Source organism: Lysobacter sp. SCRH-1R, from assembly GCF_057747855.1.
This window is the reverse complement of the sequence record NZ_CM173227.1, coordinates 784,864-804,477: the sequence shown is the minus strand read 5'-3', so window position 1 is coordinate 804,477 and position 19,614 is coordinate 784,864. Positions and strand designations below refer to the sequence as shown.

The following is a 19,614-nucleotide window of genomic DNA, read 5'->3' as shown; positions in this document are numbered from 1 at the left end:
GGCCGAGGCGGCCCCGCTTACGGTGGCCGGTGGTCAACATTTTCATGGACCTCGCGTCCCTGCTCAGGCCGGCAGCTTGAAGTCGGCGACCGAGCGGCGCAGGTCGGCGGCCAGTTGCGCCAGGTTTCCAATCGACGCGGCGGTCTGGTTCGCACCCTGCGACGTCTGCGCGGTAATCGACTGGATGGTGTTCATCGTGGCGGTGATGTTCGATGCCGCGCTGGACTGCTGCTGCGCCGCGCTCGAAATGCCCTGAATGAGGTTGGACAGATCGCTCGACACCTTTTCGATCTCGCCCAGCGCGGTACCCGCGTCCTCGGCCAGTCGCGCACCGGCGACCACTTCGGAGGTCGTCTGTTCCATCGAGGACACCGCTTCGTTGGTGTCGGACTGAATCGTCTGCACCAGCGTTTCGATTCGCTTGGTCGCGTTCGATGCGCGTTCTGCGAGTCGCTGCACTTCGTCCGCCACGACCGCGAAGCCGCGGCCCGCTTCACCCGCCGAGGCCGCCTGGATTGCGGCGTTCAGCGCGAGGATGTTCGTCTGTTCCGAGATGTCGTTGATCAGTTCCACGATCGAGCCGATTTCCTGCGACGACTCACCCAGTCGCTTGATTCGCTTCGAGGTTTCCTGGATCTGGTCGCGAATGCTGTCCATGCCCGCGATGGTCTGGCGCACCACGCCCGCGCCCTTGGTCGCGATCTGCACCGAGCGCTGCGCCACGTCCGCCGATTCGGCCGAGTTGCGCGACACCTGGTTGATCGACGCCGCGATTTCGCTGATACGGCTGGAGGCGGAGTTGATTTCCTGCGCCTGGTGTTCGGCGGCCTCGGCCAGGTGCATGGCGGTGGCCTGCGTTTCCTGCGCGCTGGCGGCGACCTGCACCGAGGTGTCGGTAATCGTCTGCACCAGGCTGCGCAGCTGTTCGACGGCGAAGTTGATCGAGTCCGCGATCGCGCCGGTCATGTCCTCGGTCACGGTCGCCTTCACGGTCAGGTCGCCTTCCGCGAGCGAACCCATTTCGTCCAGCAGGCGCATGATCGCCTCCTGGTTGCGGTCGTTGAGTTCCTTCGTCGTCAGGTAGCGCTTCTTCTGCTGGCTGTTCAGCGAGACCACCAGGAAGACGATGGCGAGCAGCGCGACCAGGCCCGAGATGATCGACACCAGGATGTGGCCGATCGGGTTGGTCGAACGCACCGAGCCGAACGAGGTGAAGGCGCGGAACAGCGCCTGGCTGTCGGTCAGCAGCTTGTTGGAGCCACCGGTGATCGACTCGGCGGCGGCCTGCGCGGCGAACAGGTTCTGCGAGGAGGACAGGATCGCGTCCAGGTCCTTCTTCATTTCCAGCCACAGCGTTTCGGCCTGGCCGAGCGCGGCGATCGCGTTGGCGTTGCCCAGCGGGGTCACGCCGAATGCGGCGTCGCCCTTGCGCAGGCCGGTCAGCACGTTGCCGAACACCGCCGCGTCGCGGCCCAGCGCCTCACCGGCGAGCGCGGCGCCACTGCCGCCGGCGCGGATCTGCGTGATGCGCTCGGCCATCTTGCCCGACAGCACCACCTGGCGCAGCGCGATGTAGACCTGCGAGGACGGCGAACCCGACGCCGACATCGCGCGAACCAGTTCGTCCAGGCGCGCCTGCAACTGCGGCACGCGGCTGGCGAAGCTGTCGGCATTGCCGGCCAGCGCCAGCACGGCCTTTTCGGAGGCGACCACCTGCTCGGCGCTCTTGCCGAGCGGACCCCAGGTGTCGGTCACGGTGTTGATCGGCCCGGCCACGCCGGCGGTCTGGCCGAAGTTGGCGTTGAGCTGCTCGACGTCCTTCACGATCTGCGCGCGCGTTTCCTTGAACGCGGAGAACGCGGCGGCGTCGCCGCTCACCGCTTCCTGGCCCTGCACCGCGAGCTTCTGCGAATTCACCTGCAGGTCCGAGGCGGAGGAGCTCGCGCCGCCGAGGCGTGCGGCCTTCCATGTCGCGTAGCCTGTGTTCAGGCCGAAGATGAGCACCGATACGCCCAGCACGACCAGCCAGGTGTTGACGCCAAGATTGCGGCCCTTGCCGGCAGCGCTATCCATAACAGTGCTCATGGTTGAACCTCAACGTTGCTGATGCGATGCGGCATGTCGGATGCCGCCTGGCGGAATTCGGGAGTGCGGGCCAGCCTGTCCAGGCTGAAGATGCCCCACGTGTGCGCGTCGAGGCGATAGCCGCGTTCGACGAAATGCGCGTAACGGCCCTGGGTCAGCGCGACGACGTCTTCGTCGTCGTCCTGCCCGGGCGTGAGTTCGATGCGGTGCTGCTCGTGGAAGCTGCGCTGGCCGTAGAGCTCGTCGATCAGCACGGCCACGTCGCCGCCGGGCTGGCGGACGAGCAGGATGCGCTGGCTTTCGTGCAGGACGGTGCGCTCGCCTTCGAGGAACTGCTTCAGGTCGACGATGGGGAGCAGGTTGCCGCGCACGTTGGCCAGGCCCAGCAGCCAGGGCTGCGCACCCGGCACCTGGGTGACCTGCGGAAGCGGCAGGATTTCCAGCACTTCGCCGAAGCCCGAGGCCAGCCGGCGGGCGCCGATGCGGTAGCCCACGCCGCGCCACAGGCCGGGCGCGTCGAGCTGTTCGGGCAGGCCGACCACGTGCGCCAGGCTGCGGCGCTCGTAATCCACCAGCACGTCGAAGGGCGAATGGAGCATCGGCGGGTCCGGCTCAGGCGCCCAGCAGGGCGTTGATGCGGGCGATCAGTTCGTCCTCGCGCGGCGGCTTGACGATGTAGTCGCGCGCGCCCTGGCGCATGCCCCAGGCCTTGTCGGTGTCCATGCCCTTGGTGCTGACGATCAGCACCGGGATGGCGCTGGTGTCGGCGTCGCGCGACAGCGCGCGCGTGGCCTGGAAGCCGTTCATGCCCGGAAGCACGACGTCCATCATCACCAGGTCCGGCTTCTCGCGCTTGCAGGTCTCGATGCCGTCCTCGGCATTGCCCGAGGCCAGGACCTGGTGTCCGTTGCGCTCCAGGAGCTGGGTCAGGACCGCCGTGTCGGTCGGCGAGTCCTCGATCAGAAGAATACGTGCCATTGGTGCCCTACCCCCCGGTCAGGCGTTTACGTGCGTGCGGATCGCGTCGAGCAGTTCTTCGCGTGTGAATGGTTTGGTGAGGTACTGCTCGGAGCCGACGATGCGTCCGCGCGCCTTGTCGAACAGGCCATCCTTGGAGGACAGCATGATGACCGGCGTGCCCTTGAACAGATGGTTGTTCTTGATCAACGCGCAGGTCTGGTAGCCATCCAGCCGCGGCATCATGATGTCCACGAAGATGATCTGCGGCTGTTGATCGGCGATCTTCGCCAGCGCCTCGAAGCCGTCGGTGGCGGTGACCACCTCGCACCCCTCGCGCTTGAGCAACGTCTCGGCGGTTCGGCGGATCGTCTTCGAGTCATCGATGACCATGACTTTCAGACCGCCGAGGCTGCCGTTGCGGACCTCGTCTAGCATTTTCGAATTCCCCCATGCGAATGCCGCCGTGTGCAGGCACTTCGCCAGTCGCCTTTATTCCAAGCCGCGCGGAAGCTGTCAAGCAGCCGTTCCGGCAGGCAAGCTGAATGCGCCACGGAGCCGGCCCGGCCGGTTCCGCATCCGGATCGTGCTTGAGGTGCCGCGGGGCGGTCAGGCGACGATGGTGGGCACGCCCATTGCATATACCGTAACGAAGTGACAATTCCGAGCACTTCGGGGCCGAGCCGGGACGGCGGTCTCATTAGCCCGGAACCAGCGGAAAGGAACGAGAAACGAGTGATGGGTGGGGTGGCACCCCCTCGTTTCCCGTTCCTCTCTGCGCGTTTCTCGCCTGCTACCATCCCCCGACCCTCCCCCAGCAGCCCGCCATGCCGCTCGACATCGTCGTCGTGATGGACCCGATCGGGTCGATCAAGATCGCCAAGGATTCCACCTTCGCCATGCTGCTGGAGGCGCAACGCCGCGGGCATCGGCTGCATTACGTGCGACCCGGCGGGCTGTCGGTCCGCGACGGCGCGGCGGAGGCGATCGTCGCCCCGCTGCGCGTGCGCGACGACAAGAACGGCTGGTTCGAACTGGGCGAATTCGCGACGCTGCGCTTCGGGCCGGGACAGGTCGTGCTGATGCGCAAGGACCCGCCGGTCGACAGCGAATACATCCACGACACGCAGATCCTCGGCCTGGCGCAGAACGCCGGCGCGCTGATCGTCAACGACCCGCAGGGCCTGCGCGACTACAACGAGAAGCTCGCCGCGCTGCTGTTCCCGCAGTGCTGCCCGCCGACGCTGGTGAGCCGCGATCCGGCCGCGCTGAAAGCCTTCGTCAACGAACACACCGACGCCGTGCTCAAGCCGCTGGACGGCATGGGCGGGCGTTCGATCTTCCGCGCGCGCGCCGGCGAAGCGAACCTCAACGTCATCCTCGAAACGCTCACGCAGGGCGGCCACAGCCTCGCGATGGCGCAGCGTTATCTCCCCGAAATCACCGACGGCGACAAGCGCATCCTGCTGGTCGACGGCGAGCCGGTGGACTACTGCCTGGCGCGCATTCCACAGGGCGACGAATTCCGCGGCAACCTCGCCGCCGGCGGGCGCGGCGAAGGCCGTCCGCTGAGCGAGCGCGACCGCTGGATCGCCGCGCAGGTCGGCCCGGAAATGAAGCGCCGCGGCATGCTGTTCGTCGGCCTGGATGCGATCGGCGATTACCTCACCGAGGTGAACGTCACCAGCCCGACGTGCATCCGCGAACTCGATGCGCAGTTCGGGATCAACATCGCCGGCCTGCTGTTCGACGCGATCGAACGCCGGATCGGCGCGTGAAATCCCGACGCAATTCCGCTCCGGCAGCCACGATCGACGCGTACGCTAGGCACGCATGAACGCAGCAGTCGCCACTCCCTACGAACCGGCCGGCAATGGCCGCGTCAGCGCGACCTTCGTGCTGTCGCTGATCGTGCACGGCATCGTGCTGCTGGGCGTGGGCTGGACGCTGGAAACCGCCGCGCCGGTGATGCCGACGCTGGACGTGATCCTCACCCAGACGACGAGCGCGTTGACGCCGAAACAGGCCGATTTCCTCGCCCAGGCCAACAACCAGGGCGGCGGCGAACACGACAAGAGCACGCGTCCGCGCGATGCGCAGTCCGGCCCGCTGCCCCAGGCGGCCACCGGCATCGCGCCGCGTACGCTGCGCGCGCAGTCGCCCGCGCCGCAGCCGGCGCCGCAGGCGCGCGTGGTCGCCAGCACGCGCGGCGAAACCGCCACGCCGACGCCGCGCAGCACGCCGTCGCCGAGCGAACGTGCACTGCCGCGCGGCGAGGAGAAGATCGAGCGTGACATGCAGATGGCGCGACTGGCGGCCGAAATCCACATGCGTTCGGAACGCTACGCGAAGCGCCCGTCGCGCAAGTTCGTTTCGGCCAGCACGCAGGAGTACGTGTGGGCCGGTTACCTGCGCGACTGGGTCGATCGCGTCGAGCGTGTGGGCAATCTCAACTACCCCGATGAAGCGCGTCGCCGCCGGCTCGCGGGACAGGTGGTGATCAGCGTGGCGATCCGTCGCGACGGTTCGGTCGAGCGCGCCGACATCGTGCGCACCAGCGGCATTCCGTTGCTGGATGCCTCCGCGCTGCGCATCGCGAAACTCGCCGAACCGTATGCGCCGCTGCCGCGCACGGACGAGAACCCGGACATCCTGCACGTCACGCGGACGTGGAACTTCCTGCCGGGCGGGACGCTGGTGGACGACTGAGGCGTTGACTACGCCGCGGTTGTAGCCCGGGCAAGCGAAGCGCATCCGTGGCGCTTGATGGTCTGAGGTCGAGGCGACGTGGCGATCCCGGGTGCGGCCTTCGGCCTTACCCGGGCGACAAAAGCCATCGCCCGCGGCTGCCCTGACGCCCTGCCCCGGCCTTCGCCGGGATGACAGGATGAGTGGAGTGAAAGCGCTAACGCCACACGCGTGGCTTACCGCTTCGACTCGCGCAACGCCTGTTGCTCCTTCAACGTCAACGCGACGTTGTTGCGCAGGTAGGCCGGCTCGATGCGTTCGGCCGCGACCGCATCGCCACGTGCGAAGGCCATCGCCGCGAGCCGCGCGACGTCCGCCGCATGCGGCAATTGCGTTGCGTCGATCGAAACGAAGCGTGACGCCAGCCGTTCCGACAACGCATGCTCCGCCGCAGCAAAGCCGGTTCCCACGCCGATCCAGCCGCCGGCTTCTCCCGGCACGATCACATCGCCGGGCGCGCTGACACGCTCATCGCTGAGTGCGCGGGCGTCGCCGTCGCGCAGTTCGAACGCTGCCGAATACACCTCGCCCATGCGCGCGTCGATCGCGGCGAACACGCGCGACGCGCCGGTAGCGTGCGCATCGGCGCGCATCGCAAGCGCGGCCAGGGTCGAAATCGCCACGACGGGCCGATCCAGCGCAAGCGCGATCCCCTGCGCCAGCGCGATCCCAAGACGCACACCGGTGAACGCACCGGGCCCACGACCGACGGCGATCGCGTCGAGCTGCGCGCGCTTCAGGCCCGCATCCGCGAGCAGTTCTTCCGCCCACGGCAGCGCGAGTTCCGCATGCCGGCGCGGGGCGATCTCGAACCGCTCGCGCACCTCGCCGTCGATGGACAACGCGACGGAAAGGGCTTCGGTGGAGGTCTCAAAGGCGAGCAGGTTCATTGGGTTCCGCCGCGTGGATCAATGTGAGGTGGCCGGTGTCGCGGTGTTCGAAACGGCCCATCCAAACGCCTGGGCTGCCTGGATGATGTCGGGGTACCGCGTGCTTTCGCGAAGCATGCCATTCTCGTCCAGGAAACCTACGCCGCATTGCTTGAATTCCAGCGAGATGAAGAGTGCGGCCTCGCGTTCGCGGGCCACCACCCAGGCTTCGCCCTCGTCGCATTGCACACAAAATGGCGCGACGACCCGGGCTTCCAGTTCCGGGCAATACATCAATATCGCCTCGCGAATCTCCGCCTCGAGCGAGGCCACGATCGCCGCGGCCTCCTCGGGCGAGAGGTCGTCGTCCTGCCTGTCGTTCCCGTGCATCACGCGCCGCCTCCTTCCCGCCCATCGAAGAACGCCGCCACATCCTCCACCCGCCGCGTCTTCGGCAGCGGCGGCAGCGAATTGAGGAACACGCTGCCGTAGGTCTTGCTGGTCAGGCGCGGGTCGCACAGGACGAGCACGCCGCGATCGTTCTCGTTGCGGATCAGGCGGCCGGCGCCCTGCTTCAGCGCGATCACCGCCTGCGGCAGCTGCTCGTCGCGGAACGGGTTGCCGCCGTTGCGGCGGATCGCATCCAGGCGCGCCTCGAACACCGGGTCGTCGGGCGCGGCGAACGGCAGCTTGTCGATCACCACCACGCTGAGCGCATCGCCGGCCACGTCGACGCCTTCGCGGAAACTCGCCGCGCCCAGCAGCACGCCGTTGCCCGATGCACGGAAGCGTTCCAGCAGCACCGGGCGCGGCGCCTCGCCCTGAACGAACAGCGGCCACGGCCCGTCCTTCAGCAACTCGGCGGCTTCGCGCAGCGCGCGATGCGAGGCGAACAGCACGAACGCGCGGCCGTTGGACGCTTCGAGCACGGGCCTGATCTTCTCGATCATGCTCTCGTTGTAGTGACGCACGATCGGCTCGGGCAGGCCGCGCGGCAGGTAGCACAGCGCCTGCGTTTCCCAATCGAACGGACTGGGCACCAGCAGCGTGTGCGGCGGATCCTCGCCCTTGAGGTACAGGCCGAGCTTGATCGCGAAATGTTCGAAACGCCCGCCGACCGCGAGCGTCGCGGACGTGAAGATCCATGCCGCCTGCGAGCGCGCGCGATGCTGCGCCAACGGCCCCGCGACATCGAGCGGCGTGCGGCTCAGGCGGAAACCGCGTGCGGTGAGTTCGTACCAGAGCACGCTGTCGTCGGCGCGCTTGCGTGACGACTCCGCGTCGCTCTCACCCGCGACGCCTTCGTCATCCGGCGTTTCCGCGGCTTCGTCGACGGGCACGTCCTCGCCATCGCGCCAGCGCTTCAAACGTCCTTCGAATTCCACCGCGCGCGCCGCGCACGCATCGAATCCGGGCGACGCGGACGCGAACGGCACGACCGCCGAATGGAACGCGCGCAGCGCGTGTTCCAGCGCGTCGAACGCCTGTTCGACGCCGGCATCCTCCGCGGCGCGACGTCGCGTGCCGCGCACGGGCAGTTCGTCCATCGCGGCACGCAGCGCGCGCACGCCCTGCTCCAGCGCGCGCGCCGGATCCTGCACAGCGGCGAGCGCGGACGGGACCTGCCTGCATTCGGTGAGCGCGTCGCGCGCAAGCTCCACCAGCGGTCGCGCGCTCAGCGCTTCGCCGAAGAACTGCGCGGCGAGTTCGGGCAGCTGGTGCGCCTCGTCGACGACGAAGGTCTGCGCGCCCGGCAGGATTTCGCCGAAACCTTCCTGTTTCAGCGCCAGATCGGCGAGCAGCAGGTGATGGTTCACCACGACCAGGTCCGCGGCCTGCGCGCGCTGGCGCGCCTGCACGACGAAGCAGTCGTTGAAGAACGGGCACTCGCTGCCGAGGCAGTTTTCCGCGGTACTGGTGACCATCGGCAGCAGCGGCGAGTCTTCGGGCAGCGCGTCGAGTTCGGCGAGGTCGCCCATGCGCGTGCGGCCCGACCACGCGACGATGCGCTGGAACTGCGCGGCCATCTCGCGCGAGCTGAACGCGCCCTTGAAAAGATGCGGTTCGCCCTGCGCCTGCCGCATGCGGTAATGGCACAGGTAATTCGCGCGTCCCTTCAGGAGCGCCGTCTTGAGCCCCACGCCGAGCGCGTCGCGCACGCGCGGCAGGTCGCGATGGTAGAGCTGGTCCTGCAGCGCGCGCGTGCCGGTGGAAACGATGGTCTTCTTGCCCGACAGCAGCGCCGGCACGAGGTAGGCGAAGGTCTTGCCCGTTCCGGTCCCGGCTTCGGCGAGCAGCGTGCCGCGGCGATCGACGGCATCGGCGACGGCCGCGGCGAGGTCCTGCTGCGCCGGACGGGACGCGAAGGACGGGATGTTGCGCGCCAGTTCACCGCCTTCGGACAACGCATCGCGGCTCGCCTGCGCGAGGCGGCTCAAGGCGCGCGCATCGGCCGTCGCACCTTCGATGGAGGCGTCGTCGAAGCTCGTTTCGATGGGCGATGGCGGCGCGGCCTGCATGGTCTCGACGGTTCCTGTGAATGGCGCGGCGCGAGCTTCGCGCCTCCGGCCATCCCACGTGGCCGCCCCACTCACGACACCTGCCGATCACGGGAATCCGCGGCGACGCCGCGTGCACCGGGCCATTCTAGCCTGCGCGATGGGAGGAGCCGGTCAGAAGCGCATTCGATACGGATGAATGCGACGAGCGCCGATGCGGCGTCGCGATCCGGTGTGTCGGAACGCCGCTGCCGCTCAATAGCGCGGCGGGGCGGCGACGGTGCACGAGTCGCGCTCGCGGCGCGCGTCGGCGACGGTTTCGCCCGGCACTTCCAGCGGGGCCGATCGCGCCTGGCGCACCTGGGCGATGGTTTCCCAGTGGCGGCGACACAGCGGGCCGACTTTCGAACCGCGCTCGACGCCGAGCTTCGCGAAGCGCTCGGCAGCGGCGAGGTCCTTCACCAGCAACGCGGCCTCGGCGCGTTCCTGCAGCAGCGCGGGATCGTCAGGGTTCAGCTGCAGCGCCTGGTCCAGCGCGGCGACGGCCTGCGGGTACTGGCCGCTCTGTTCGAGCCGCTCGGCGTCCTCGCGCAGGTCTTCGACCTGGGGATCGCGGATCGGCTGCACGTCCAGCTCGGTGCTGGCGGCGCCGCCGGCGGCACGGATCGCGGCGACCGCCGCGACGGCGTCGATGCTCGGGGCCGGCGGCGCCGGCGGAGTGCTGCTGCAGGCCGCCAGGACGGACAGCGCCAGCGCGTGGAGGACGATGCGGGGGATGCGGGGGTTCATCACGGGGTCTCTTGCGGCGGGGCCTCCTCGCGCGGGGCCTCCTCTTCCTTCCGGCCGAAGCCGAACCACTCGCGCCAGCCGCCGCTCTCTTCCTCGACGGGTTCGGGCTGCGGGCACGGCGCGTACTGCGGCGCGAAGCCGGCGACATAGGCGAAACGGCGGGCGCCGGGGCAATCGGCGTCGGTGGAGTTGGAGCCGATCGTCCACTGCCAGTCGATGCCCTTGTTGCCCACTTCCAGCGGCGCGGTGGGCAGGCGCGAGAAGATCGACGACCACACGCGCATCGCACCGGTCGCGCCGTACAGGCCGGTTTCCTTGTTCTGGTCGTTGCCGACCCAGATCACCGCGAGATGGTCGCCCGTCCAGCCGGCGAACCAGCTGTCGCGGCCGTCGTTCGACGTACCGGTCTTGCCGGCCGGCGACAGGCGGCCCAGGCCGTCGCGCACGAGCTGCGTGCCGGTGCCGTTGGACACCGCCTGTTGCAGCGCGATGGTGATCAGCCGCGCGGCGATCGCGTCGCCTTCCTGCGCCGGCGCGGGCTCCTTGTCGTAGCGGTTGAGCGCCTTTCCGTTCGCGTCGAGCACGCCGCGCACGGCGTGCAGCGGCTGGATTTCGCCGCCGGATGCGAGGAACTGGTACAGCTGCGCCATCGCGTACGGGCTCTGGTCCACCGCGCCGAGGATCAGCGCCGGATGCGGCGGAGCTTCGATGCCGGCAAGCGTGCGGATCAGGCTGGCGATGCGTTCGGGCTCGACCTGCATGCCCACGCGTACCGTGGCCTGGTTGTAGGACATCGCCAGCGCATCGACCAGGCGCACCGTGCCGTGGCTGCGGCCATCGGAATTGCCGGGATTCCAGTTCTTGTTCTTGCCCAGCGCGACGGTGACCGGCGAATCGTCGACCCAGCTGGCCAGCGAATACCTGCCCGGCTGCGCCAGCGCGAGCAGGTAGACGAAGGGCTTGAGCAGCGAACCGACCGGACGCTGCGCTTCGATCGCGCGATTGAAACCGTGTTCGGCGACGCTGCGGCTGCCGACGACGGCCACCACGTTGCCGTTGTGCACGTCGGTGACCACCAGGCCGGTCTGCAACGGCGGACGACGCTTGCTGTCCAGGCCCTTGAGCGTGCGCGCGACCGCGCCTTCGGCCATCGCCTGCGCGGAGGGAGACATGCCGCTCATCACGCTCAGGCCCGCACCGGCGAGCGCGTCGGCGGGATAGTCGCGCGCCAGCTGGCGACGGATCAGGTCGACATAGGCCGGGAAACGGTTGGCCGCGATGCTGCCCGGATCGGTGGTCACGCCGAGCGGCGCCTTCAACGCGCGCTGGTACTCGGCGTCGTCGATGAGGTGGGTTTCGTGCATCTCGCCGAGCACGAAATTGCGGCGTTCCAGCGCACGCCCGGGATTGCGGCGCGGGTCGTAGTACGACGGGCCGCGCACGATGCCGATGAGCAGCGCGATCTGTTCGGTGCTCAGGTCCGACAGGTCGCGCCCGAACCAGAACTCCGAACCCGCCGCGACGCCGTGGATCGCCTGCGCGCCGCGCTGGCCGAGGTAGACCTGGTTGAAGTACGCCTCCAGGATCGTGCCCTTGTCGTAGCGCGCTTCGATCAGCAGGGCGTAGAGGATTTCCTTGCCCTTGCGGCTGAGCGTGCGCTCGCGGCCGATGCCGAGCAGGCCGCTGCGCGCGAGCTGCTGGGTCAGCGTGCTCGCGCCCTGCGTGCTGCCGGTGGCGGTCTTGAAGGCGGCGCGAACCATGCCGCTGACGTCGATGCCGTGGTGACTGTTGAAATCGCGGTCTTCCACCGCCTGCAGGCCGGTGACCAGCAATTCGGGCACCTCGCGCAGGCGCACGAGGCGGCGTTCCTCGTTCTTCTGGCCGTAGAGCGTGGCGATGCGCGCCGGGTCCAGGCGCACGGATTTCAGCGCGCGCTTCGCCGACGCATCGCGCACCGAGGCGACCTTGCTGCCGGACAGCACCACTTCGATGCGCCGCGCCGGCACCGGGCCGTCGACGTCCTGGAAGCCGCGGCTGGACACCAGCCATCGCCCGCCCTTGCGCGCGTAGGTGCCCGGGCGCGTCCCGTCGCCTTCGTGGTAGGCCGCCGCATCGAGTTCGGTCTTGAGCGTCGCCGAATCCAGGGTCAGGCCCGGCGCCAGTTCCAGCGGTCGCGCGTAGACACGCGTGGGGATCTGCCACTTCAGCTGGCCGAAGCGCTCGCCGACTTCATGGTTCAGGTAGAGGGTGTACGGGACCAGGAAGCCCAGCCCCAGGCCGATCGCCGCGAGTACCCAGATGACCAGCCGCCGGCGCCATTGCGGGGCGTCGCGCTGCTCGGTGTCGTCGTTGTCGTCTTCGTCGTACTGGATTCGGGCCACGGCATGGGACAATGGCGGGGCTGCGCCCTCGTGCCCGCGAGTCTAGCGCAGCCGGCCGGCGGCCCCGCGAACGGGGTGCGGGACCGCCGTTCGCGTTAGGGAGTTCCTTCAGCATGACGATGATCCGATGGGCCTGAGCTGGACCGAGTTGCGATTCTTCTACGACCGGGGAACCGGTCTTGTCCGCCGGGGGCTCGCCAGCGTGCGCACGCGCGGCGTGCGCGCCTCGTGGGAGCGGGTGCTCAAGCAGTTCCACACCGTGCCGATGGAGCAGCGTCTGGCGCTGTACCTGCCCCAGGCGGAGCCGTTCGCGCCGTTCGCGGTGCCGCATGCGCAGCGGCCGAAGGCGAGCATCGTCATTCCCGTCTACAACCAGTTCGCGCACACGCTGGCGTGCCTGCGGGCGATCGCAGCGCATCCGCCCTCAGCCCCGATCGAAATCATCGTCTCCGACGATGGTTCCTCGGACGAAACCGCGGATGCGCTCGCGCAGGTCGAAGGCGTGCGTTACCACCGCCGTGCGCGCAACGGCGGTTTCATCGCCGCCTGCAACGATGGCGCGATGCAGGCACGCGGCGAGTTCCTGGTTTTCCTCAACAACGACACGATTCCGCAACCGGGCTGGCTCGATACGTTGCTGGCGACGTTCGACAGCGGCCCGGACATCGGACTGGCCGGCGCGCAACTGGTGTATCCCGACGGGAGATTGCAGGAAGCCGGCGGCCTCGTGTTCTCCGACGGCTCCGCGCACAACTACGGCCGTTTCGAAAGCCCCAACGATCCGCGTTATGGGTTCGTGCGCGACGCCGATTACTGCTCCGGCGCGGCGCTGGCCATGCCGCGTGCGCTGTTCGAAAGCGTGGGCGGCTTCGATCGACGCTATGAGCCGGCGTACTTCGAAGATACCGATATGGCCTTCGCGGTCCGCGCGAAGGGATTGCGCGTCGTCTACCAGCCGCACGCCCACGTCGTGCACATGGAAGGCACCACGGCCGGCGTGGACGACACCAAAGGCGTGAAGGCCTACCAGGCGCGAAATCGCCATGTTTTCGCCGAAAAATGGCATGAAGCGCTGCAGCATCAGCCGCCACCGCAAACAACCCCGTACCTCGCAGCCGGTGCCGGCGCTGCGCGGCGGGTGCTCATCGTAGACGGCGCGACGCCGCAACCCGATCGCGATTCGGCTTCGTTGCGGCTGGTGAATCTGATGCGGCTGCTGCGCGAGGAGCAGGCGCAGGTGGCGTTCTTCCCTGGCGACCTGAGCCATGCGCGCGACAACACGCGCAGGCTCCAGTCGCTTGGCGTCGAAGCCTGGTACGCGCCGTTCGCGACGACGCCCGCACAATGGATGCGCACGCACGGCCGGGCCTTCGACACGATCGTGATCTGCCGCCACTACGTCCTGCGCGAATGGCTGCCGCTGGTGCGCCGGTTCGCGCCGCAGGCCAAGCTGGTCTTCGACACGGTCGACCTGCACTACCTGCGCGAACGCCGCGGCGCCGAGCTCGCGGGCGATGTCGCGCGCAAGCGCGCGTCCGAGCGTACCCGCACGCTGGAACTGGAGATGATCGCCCGCAGCGACGCGACGCTGGTCGTGAGCGAGGTCGAACGCACGCTGCTCGCGCAGGACGCACCCGGCGCCCGTGTGGAAATCGTGTCGAACCTGCACCACGTGCGCGGCCGCGGCCTGCCATTCGAGCAACGCCACGACCTGGTCTTCGTCGGTGGTTTCCGCCATCCGCCGAACGTCGACGCGGTGCAGTGGTTCGTAGGTGACGTGTTCCCGATCGTCCGCGCGCAATTGCCCGAAGTGCGATTCCACTGCATAGGCAGCGACACGCCGCCGGAGATCGCGGCATTGGCCGCACGCCCCGGCGTGGTCGTGCACGGGTATGTGCCCGACATCGACCCGTACATGGATGGCGCACGCATCGCCGTGGCGCCGCTGCGTTACGGCGCCGGCGTGAAGGGCAAGGTAAACCTGAGCATGGCGCACGGCCAGCCGGTGGTGGCGACGGCCTGCGCGGTCGAAGGCATGCACCTGCGCGACGGCGAGGACGTGCTGGTCGGCAACGACCCGGAGGCGTTCGCCCAGGCCGTGGTACGGCTCTACACCGATGCGGCGCTGTGGAATCGCCTGTCCCGCAGCGGCCTCGCGAACGTCGAGCGCCACTTCTCGCTGGACGCCGCGCGCGACGTCGTACGTCGCGTATTGCTGGAACGCGACTGACCGCTAGTTCGCCGCCGACGCCGCCCGCAGCCGGTCGGCGAATTCCCCGAGTCCCGTCGCCTGCGGATCCAGTTCGCGGGCGGCGGTCAGGGCGGCCTGGGCGGCGCCGATCTCGCCCGCGCCCAGGCGCTCGTCGCCCACCGCGATCCAGCGCTGCGCAAGACGCCGGCGCGCGTCGCGCAGGGCGGCGCTTTCGCCTTCCAGCACGGCGCGTGCGTCCAGGCATTCGCGCGCGCGACGCAGGCGGTTGCCGCGCAGTTCGTTCTCGAAGCACCGCTGCGCGGCCGGCAACAATCGCGCCATCGCGCCGCGCACGCGCGGATCCTGCGGCGCCAGCGCCTGCGCGGCGCGCAGCTTGTCGTACGCGCTGTCGCCGGGCGGCGTGAGCAGGTCGCCGTTCGCTTCGGCCCGCGAGGCATCGGTGAGCAACTGGTCGATGCGGCGCGCACGCTGCCCGGACGATTCGCGTTGCCCGTAGCGCTGCTGCGTCTGCCGGGCCTGCGTCAGCCGCTGCTGGGCCTGGTCGATGCCCGGCGCCTGCAGCGAGATCGCGCGCGCGTCGCGCAACGCGGCTTCGGCTTCATCGAAACGGAAATCCGCGGCGTAGCGTTCGCTGCGCTGGGCGTAGGTGTTGGCGATCTGGATCAGCCCGCGCTCGGCGGCGGCATCGTCGGGCATCGCGGCGAGCGCGGCGAGGTATTCGTCGAGCGCATCGTCCAGGTGGCCCCGGCGCAGCGCCTGGTCGCCGCGGCTGCGGTGCTGTTCGCCGGCGCGCGCGAGCTGCGCCAGCGCGTCGGGCAGGTCGACGTGGCCCGGATCGGCCGACTGCACGCGGCGGATGCGCGCGGAGGCCTCGGCCAGTTCGCCGCGCGAGAGCGAGGTGCGCGCGAGCTGGAGCAGATCGGCGAGCGTGTCCTCGCGGCCCTCGAGCGCTTCGATGCGCGCCGGCTGCAACGCGAGGACGCGCTGGTAGAGCGGCAATGCAGCGTGCTCGTTGCCGTCGAGCTGGCCCGCCAGGCGTGCAGCCGCGGCCTGCGCCAGCAGCGTGTCGATGCCCGCTTCGGCGGCTTCGCGGGCGCGCAGGCGTTTTTCGAGCGCGTCGACCTGCGCACGCGGCACGGACAGTTCGCGGGCGAGCGCCAGCATCGAATGCGCTTCCTTGTAGCGCCGGGCGTTCATCGCCTTGCCGGCGCGCGCCAGCGCTGCCTGGCCGACCTTCGCCAGGCCTGCGCGCGCTTCGCTGCGGTCCGGATCGCGCGCGAGCGCCGCGGCATACAGCTCGCGGGCGCCACGACCGTCGGGCGAGGTCAGGCGGCCCTGCGCCAGCGCGCGTGCGGCGTCGGCCTGCAACTGCTGGGCGCGCGTTTCCGGCCAGAGCATGTCCGACAGCGGCTGGCGCAGCACGAACAGGCCGGCACCGAGCGCGGCGAGGACGAGCATCGCCACGAGCCACGCCCAAGGACGCGACGGCTGCGCCGGCTCGGCGATGGGGCTGCGACGGCGATGCCGCTTCTTCGGCCCGGCACGGAAGTCGTCGACCTCCCAGCCGACCATTTCCTCGCGCGGCTCGGCGCCCAGCGTCGGCTCGATGCGACCACGCGGCGAGGCCGCATCGTCGCCGAGCGGGCCGTGCCAGGGGTCCGGGTTGGGATCGCGGGGCGTCTTTGAACTCACCACGCAAGGATAACGCCGGGAAAGTGGTGGGTCCGTCGCAACTTTCGGCGTGCGTTCAGCGGCGCGCGTTCAGCGGCGCTGCGCGTGCTCGACGCCCGGCAGCGCGGACAGCTTGCCCAGCAGCGTGGACAGCTGGCCGTAGTCGCCCACGCGCAGGCGCAGGCGCAACCGAACGCGCGCACCGTTGCGCTCGCTTTCGCTTCGGATGCTGACCACGTGCGCGTTGCCCTGCGCGATCAGGTTGGTGACTTCCTTCAGCAGCCACTTGCGGTCCAGCGCCAGCACTTCGACGTCGACCTCGTAGCCGCTGCCCGCGCGGCCCCACTCGACCGGCAGCACGCGCTGCGGCTGCGCGGCCGCCAGGCGCTGGAACGCGGCGCATCCAGGGCGGTGCACGCTCACCCCACGCCCACGCGTGAGATAGCCGACGATCGCCTCGCCCGGCAGCGGCTGGCAGCAGCGCGCGAGCTGCACCAGCAGGTTGCCCACGCCTTCCACGGTGAAGTCGTTGCTCCGTCGAGGCGCGCGGCGCGGGGTCGGCGGCGTGACGGTGGTGGTCGTCGCGGGCGCGGCGGCGACGGCCTGCGCGGCTTCGCGGGCGCGTTCGTGCTCGAGCAGCGCGCGACCCACCTGGTGCGGGCCGATGTCGCCCAGCGCCACCTGCACGTACACCTCCGCATCGCTGGCGAGGTTGAACTTCTCCCGCGCCGGCGCGAGGTCGGCACCGAGCAGGCCGAGGCGGCGCAGTTCCTTGTCGAGCAGCTCCTTGCCGGCCGCTTCGTTGCGCGCGCGGTCGAGCTTGTGGAACCACGCGCGCACCTTGTCGCGCGAACGCCCGCTGGCGAGAAAACCATTCGCCGCGACCAGCCAGTCGCGGCGCGGCTCGCCGGTCTTCGCGGTCATGATCTCCACGCGATCGCCGCTGCGCAGCTTGTGGTCGAGCGGGACGATGCGTCCGTCCACCTTGGCGCCGCGGCAGCGATGGCCCACTTCGGTATGCACGTGGTACGCGAAATCCAGCGGCGTCGCGCCGGTGGGCAGGTCGATCACCTCGCCCTTCGGCGTGAGCACGTAGATGCGGTCCTCCACCAGTTCGGTGTCGAACTCGCCCGCGAGCGACACCTCCTCGCGTCCGCCCTCGCCGCCGGCTTCCAGCAGCCGGCGCATCCACGCGATCTTGCGGTCGAACGCGGCATCGGCGCTGTGGCTGCCGACTTCCTTGTATTTCCAGTGCGCGGCGACGCCGAGCTCGGCCTGGCGGTGCATCTCGTGCGTGCGGATCTGCACTTCCAGCGTCTTGCCTTCCGGGCCGATCACCGCCGTATGCAGCGAGCGGTAATCGTTGCGCTTGGGTCGCGCGATGTAATCGTCGAATTCGCTGGGCACCGGCGTCCACGTCGCGTGCACGACGCCGAGCGCGGCATAGCAGTCGGCGAGGCTGTCGACCATCACGCGCACCGCGCGCAGGTCGTACAACTCGCCGATCGGCACGTTCTTGCGCTGCATCTTCTTCCAGATGCTGTAGATGTGCTTGGGACGGCCGGCGATGTCCGCCGTCAGCCCCTGCGCGGCCATCGCCTCGCGCAGCGTGCGCTTCACCTGCTCGATGTAGCGTTCGCGATCGGTGCGCTTCTCGTCGAGCAGGCGCGCGATCTGCTGGTAGGTCGCCGGTTCCAGGTAACGGAACGCGAGGTCTTCCAGTTCCCACTTCAACTGCCAGATGCCAAGCCGGTTCGCGAGCGGCGCGTGGATGTCGCGCGTGAGCGTCGCCAGTTCGCGGCGCTCGGCTTCGGGCAGACGCTCGGCGTGGCGCATGCGCGCCAGCTGCCGCGCGAGCAGGATCGGCACCACGCGCAGGTCGCGCACGATCGCCAGCAGCAGCCGGCGCAGGCCCTCGTTGCCGGCCTGGCCGTGGCGCTGGGCATGCAGTTCCCACACCTGCCCGGCGGCGCGCTGGCCTTCCAGCAGCGGCGCGATGCCGGGGAAATCGCGTTCGATGCGAGGGCGCAGCGCTTCCTCCCACGCCGGATGCGCGTGGAGGATCGCCGCCGCCGCGGTGTCGCCGTCGGCGCCGAGCAGCGCCAGCGCATCGAGCATGCTGGCCACCAGTTCGGGAGGATCGCCGCCTTCCGCACCGGCGGTCGCCGCCGCCTGCTGCATCGCCCGCTGCAGCGGCGCGGGGATGCCCGCGCTGGCCGGATGCGCCAGCGCCGGATGCGACGAGGGGGACGGTGTTGCCATGGCGCTGAACGGATGTGCCTTGGAGTCGGCGACGCGGGGACGGTCTACACTAGCCCGCATCCGACTGGAGGAACAGCGCATGACCCGCATCGCCCCGCCTGCCCGCCTTCTCGCGCTCGCCGCGCTGCTGCCCTTCGCCTTGGCGGCGATGGCGCAGGAGAAGATCGAACAGCAGATGACCTACGAGCAGTTCAAGGCCTCGGGCCTGGACAAGCTGTCGGCGGCGGAGCTGGCGAACCTCAACGCGTGGTTGTCGGGCAAGCTGGAAGTCGAGACGGCGAAGGCCGCCGACGAGGTCCGCCAGCAATCGGGCGAGGACCGCCGCGGTATCGCCCAGCGCGAATCGCGCGAGCCGGTCGCCGGCGCCATCACCGGCGCGTTCACCGGCTTCGGCAAGGGGCGCCAGTTCACGCTCGACAACGGCCAGGTGTGGCAGCAGATCGACGATGTCTCGCTCAGCGCCAAGCTCGACAACCCCAAGGTGCGCATCACCCCGAGCCTGCTCGGCGGCGCGTGGTACCTGGCGGTCGATGGCTACAACACCCGCGCGAAGGTGCAGCGCGTGAAGTGACGACGGCCTCGGCCGTTCAAGGGATGTCCGTTCGCGATTGAGTCCGACGAGGTGATCCGATGCGCTGGTCGTTGCCGTTCGCCGTTGTGATGTCGCTGTATGCGTTCCTTCCGTCTCCGTCGGCGCATGCCGCGGAGAAGACCTACGTTCCCATCGAACAGCGCCTGAGCGCCGAGCAGATGCGCGCCACGGGCCTGGACACGCTGTCGCAGGAACAGCTGTCGCTGCTCAACAGCCTGCTCAGCGAGGACCGCGCCGAAGTGGCGCGCGCGGTGGAGGCCGAAGTGGTCGCGAAACACACGCAGGACAGCGCCGGCAAACGTGCCGAGCGCGTCGAACGCCAGCCGGTGTCCGGCACGGTGGCCGGCGAACTGCGCAAATGGTCCACCGGCCAGACCGTGCAGCTGGACAACGGCCAGCGCTGGCGCATCGTGCAGGGCGACGTGTATTTCTCGAGGCCGGTGAGCAACCCGAAGGTCACCATCGCGCCGGGCTTCCTGGGCGCGTGGTGGATGCGCATGGAAGACGACACGCCGGCGGTGAAGGTGCAGCGCGTCGACTGACGCGCGCC

The 19,614-nt window shown here is 69.4% G+C and carries 16 protein-coding genes; 5 read left to right on the top strand and 11 right to left on the bottom strand.

The window, feature by feature from the left end:
• Positions 1-63: 63 nt before the first annotated feature.
• Genes AC3ANK_RS03640 through pilG form a run of 4 tightly spaced genes read right to left on the bottom strand, consistent with a single transcriptional unit; the run spans position 64 to position 3,480 of the window.
• Positions 64-2,085: a methyl-accepting chemotaxis protein gene (locus AC3ANK_RS03640; RefSeq protein WP_206859928.1), complete on the bottom strand. Its 2,022-nt coding sequence runs from the start codon at positions 2,083-2,085 to the stop codon at positions 64-66.
• The gene (locus AC3ANK_RS03635) at positions 2,082-2,684 is read right to left on the bottom strand and encodes a chemotaxis protein CheW (protein WP_484172147.1); all 603 of its coding nucleotides are present in this window, start codon (positions 2,682-2,684) and stop codon (positions 2,082-2,084) included. The genes AC3ANK_RS03640 and AC3ANK_RS03635 overlap by 4 nt, the downstream gene beginning before the upstream one ends.
• Before the next feature lie 13 nt (positions 2,685-2,697).
• Positions 2,698-3,063 (bottom strand): response regulator transcription factor, encoded by a 366-nt coding sequence (locus AC3ANK_RS03630; RefSeq protein ID WP_206859930.1) that lies wholly within the window; start codon positions 3,061-3,063, stop codon positions 2,698-2,700.
• A gap of 18 nt (positions 3,064-3,081) precedes the next feature.
• Entirely contained in the window at positions 3,082-3,480 is a 399-nt protein-coding gene (gene pilG, locus AC3ANK_RS03625; RefSeq protein ID WP_115843698.1) for a twitching motility response regulator PilG, read from the bottom strand.
• Between the two features lie 389 nt (positions 3,481-3,869).
• On the opposite strand from pilG, the gene gshB reads away from it, so the two are divergent.
• Both gshB and AC3ANK_RS03615 read left to right on the top strand, forming a co-directional pair.
• Entirely contained in the window at positions 3,870-4,820 is a 951-nt protein-coding gene (gene gshB, locus AC3ANK_RS03620; RefSeq protein ID WP_206859931.1) for a glutathione synthase, read from the top strand.
• Between the two features lie 55 nt (positions 4,821-4,875).
• Positions 4,876-5,751, top strand: coding sequence for an energy transducer TonB (locus AC3ANK_RS03615; RefSeq protein WP_206859932.1), 876 nt, complete (start codon positions 4,876-4,878; stop codon positions 5,749-5,751).
• A 215-nt stretch (positions 5,752-5,966) separates the two neighbouring features.
• On the opposite strand, the gene tsaB is transcribed toward AC3ANK_RS03615, so the two are convergent.
• From tsaB to mrcB, 5 genes are all read right to left on the bottom strand, one after another.
• A complete protein-coding gene (gene tsaB, locus AC3ANK_RS03610) occupies positions 5,967-6,680 on the bottom strand; it encodes a tRNA (adenosine(37)-N6)-threonylcarbamoyltransferase complex dimerization subunit type 1 TsaB (RefSeq protein ID WP_484172146.1) in 714 nt (237 codons plus the stop codon).
• A gap of 18 nt (positions 6,681-6,698) precedes the next feature.
• Positions 6,699-7,049 carry a hypothetical protein gene (locus AC3ANK_RS03605; RefSeq protein ID WP_484172145.1) on the bottom strand — a complete coding sequence of 117 codons (351 nt, stop codon included), beginning with the start codon at positions 7,047-7,049 and terminating at the stop codon, positions 6,699-6,701.
• Positions 7,049-9,097 (bottom strand): DNA repair helicase YoaA, encoded by a 2,049-nt coding sequence (gene yoaA, locus AC3ANK_RS03600; protein ID WP_484172832.1) that lies wholly within the window; start codon positions 9,095-9,097, stop codon positions 7,049-7,051. Before yoaA ends, AC3ANK_RS03605 begins: the two co-directional genes overlap by 1 nt.
• Before the next feature lie 315 nt (positions 9,098-9,412).
• Positions 9,413-9,946, bottom strand: a complete 534-nt coding sequence (locus AC3ANK_RS03595; protein ID WP_484172144.1) for a tetratricopeptide repeat protein — start codon at positions 9,944-9,946, stop codon at positions 9,413-9,415.
• A complete protein-coding gene (gene mrcB, locus AC3ANK_RS03590; RefSeq protein WP_206859936.1) occupies positions 9,946-12,327 on the bottom strand; it encodes a penicillin-binding protein 1B in 2,382 nt (793 codons plus the stop codon). The genes AC3ANK_RS03595 and mrcB overlap by 1 nt, the downstream gene beginning before the upstream one ends.
• A gap of 127 nt (positions 12,328-12,454) precedes the next feature.
• Here mrcB and AC3ANK_RS03585 point away from each other — a divergent pair, with 127 nt between their 5' ends.
• Positions 12,455-14,557, top strand: a complete 2,103-nt coding sequence (locus AC3ANK_RS03585) for a glycosyltransferase (RefSeq protein ID WP_484172143.1) — start codon at positions 12,455-12,457, stop codon at positions 14,555-14,557.
• A 3-nt stretch (positions 14,558-14,560) separates the two neighbouring features.
• Here the strand turns inward: AC3ANK_RS03585 and AC3ANK_RS03580 are convergent, their stop codons facing one another.
• Positions 14,561-16,234, bottom strand: a complete 1,674-nt coding sequence (locus AC3ANK_RS03580; protein WP_484172142.1) for a tetratricopeptide repeat protein — start codon at positions 16,232-16,234, stop codon at positions 14,561-14,563.
• A 66-nt stretch (positions 16,235-16,300) separates the two neighbouring features.
• Positions 16,301-18,472, bottom strand: coding sequence for a RelA/SpoT family protein (locus tag AC3ANK_RS03575; protein ID WP_484172141.1), 2,172 nt, complete (start codon positions 18,470-18,472; stop codon positions 16,301-16,303).
• A gap of 79 nt (positions 18,473-18,551) precedes the next feature.
• Here AC3ANK_RS03575 and AC3ANK_RS03570 point away from each other — a divergent pair, with 79 nt between their 5' ends.
• Together AC3ANK_RS03570 and AC3ANK_RS03565 are read left to right on the top strand one after the other, a co-directional pair.
• On the top strand, positions 18,552-19,043 hold the full coding sequence (locus tag AC3ANK_RS03570) for a hypothetical protein (protein WP_206859939.1): 492 nt from the start codon (positions 18,552-18,554) through the stop codon (positions 19,041-19,043).
• 59 nt (positions 19,044-19,102) lie between these two features.
• Positions 19,103-19,606: a hypothetical protein gene (locus AC3ANK_RS03565; RefSeq protein WP_484172140.1), complete on the top strand. Its 504-nt coding sequence runs from the start codon at positions 19,103-19,105 to the stop codon at positions 19,604-19,606.
• Positions 19,607-19,614 lie beyond the last annotated feature (8 nt).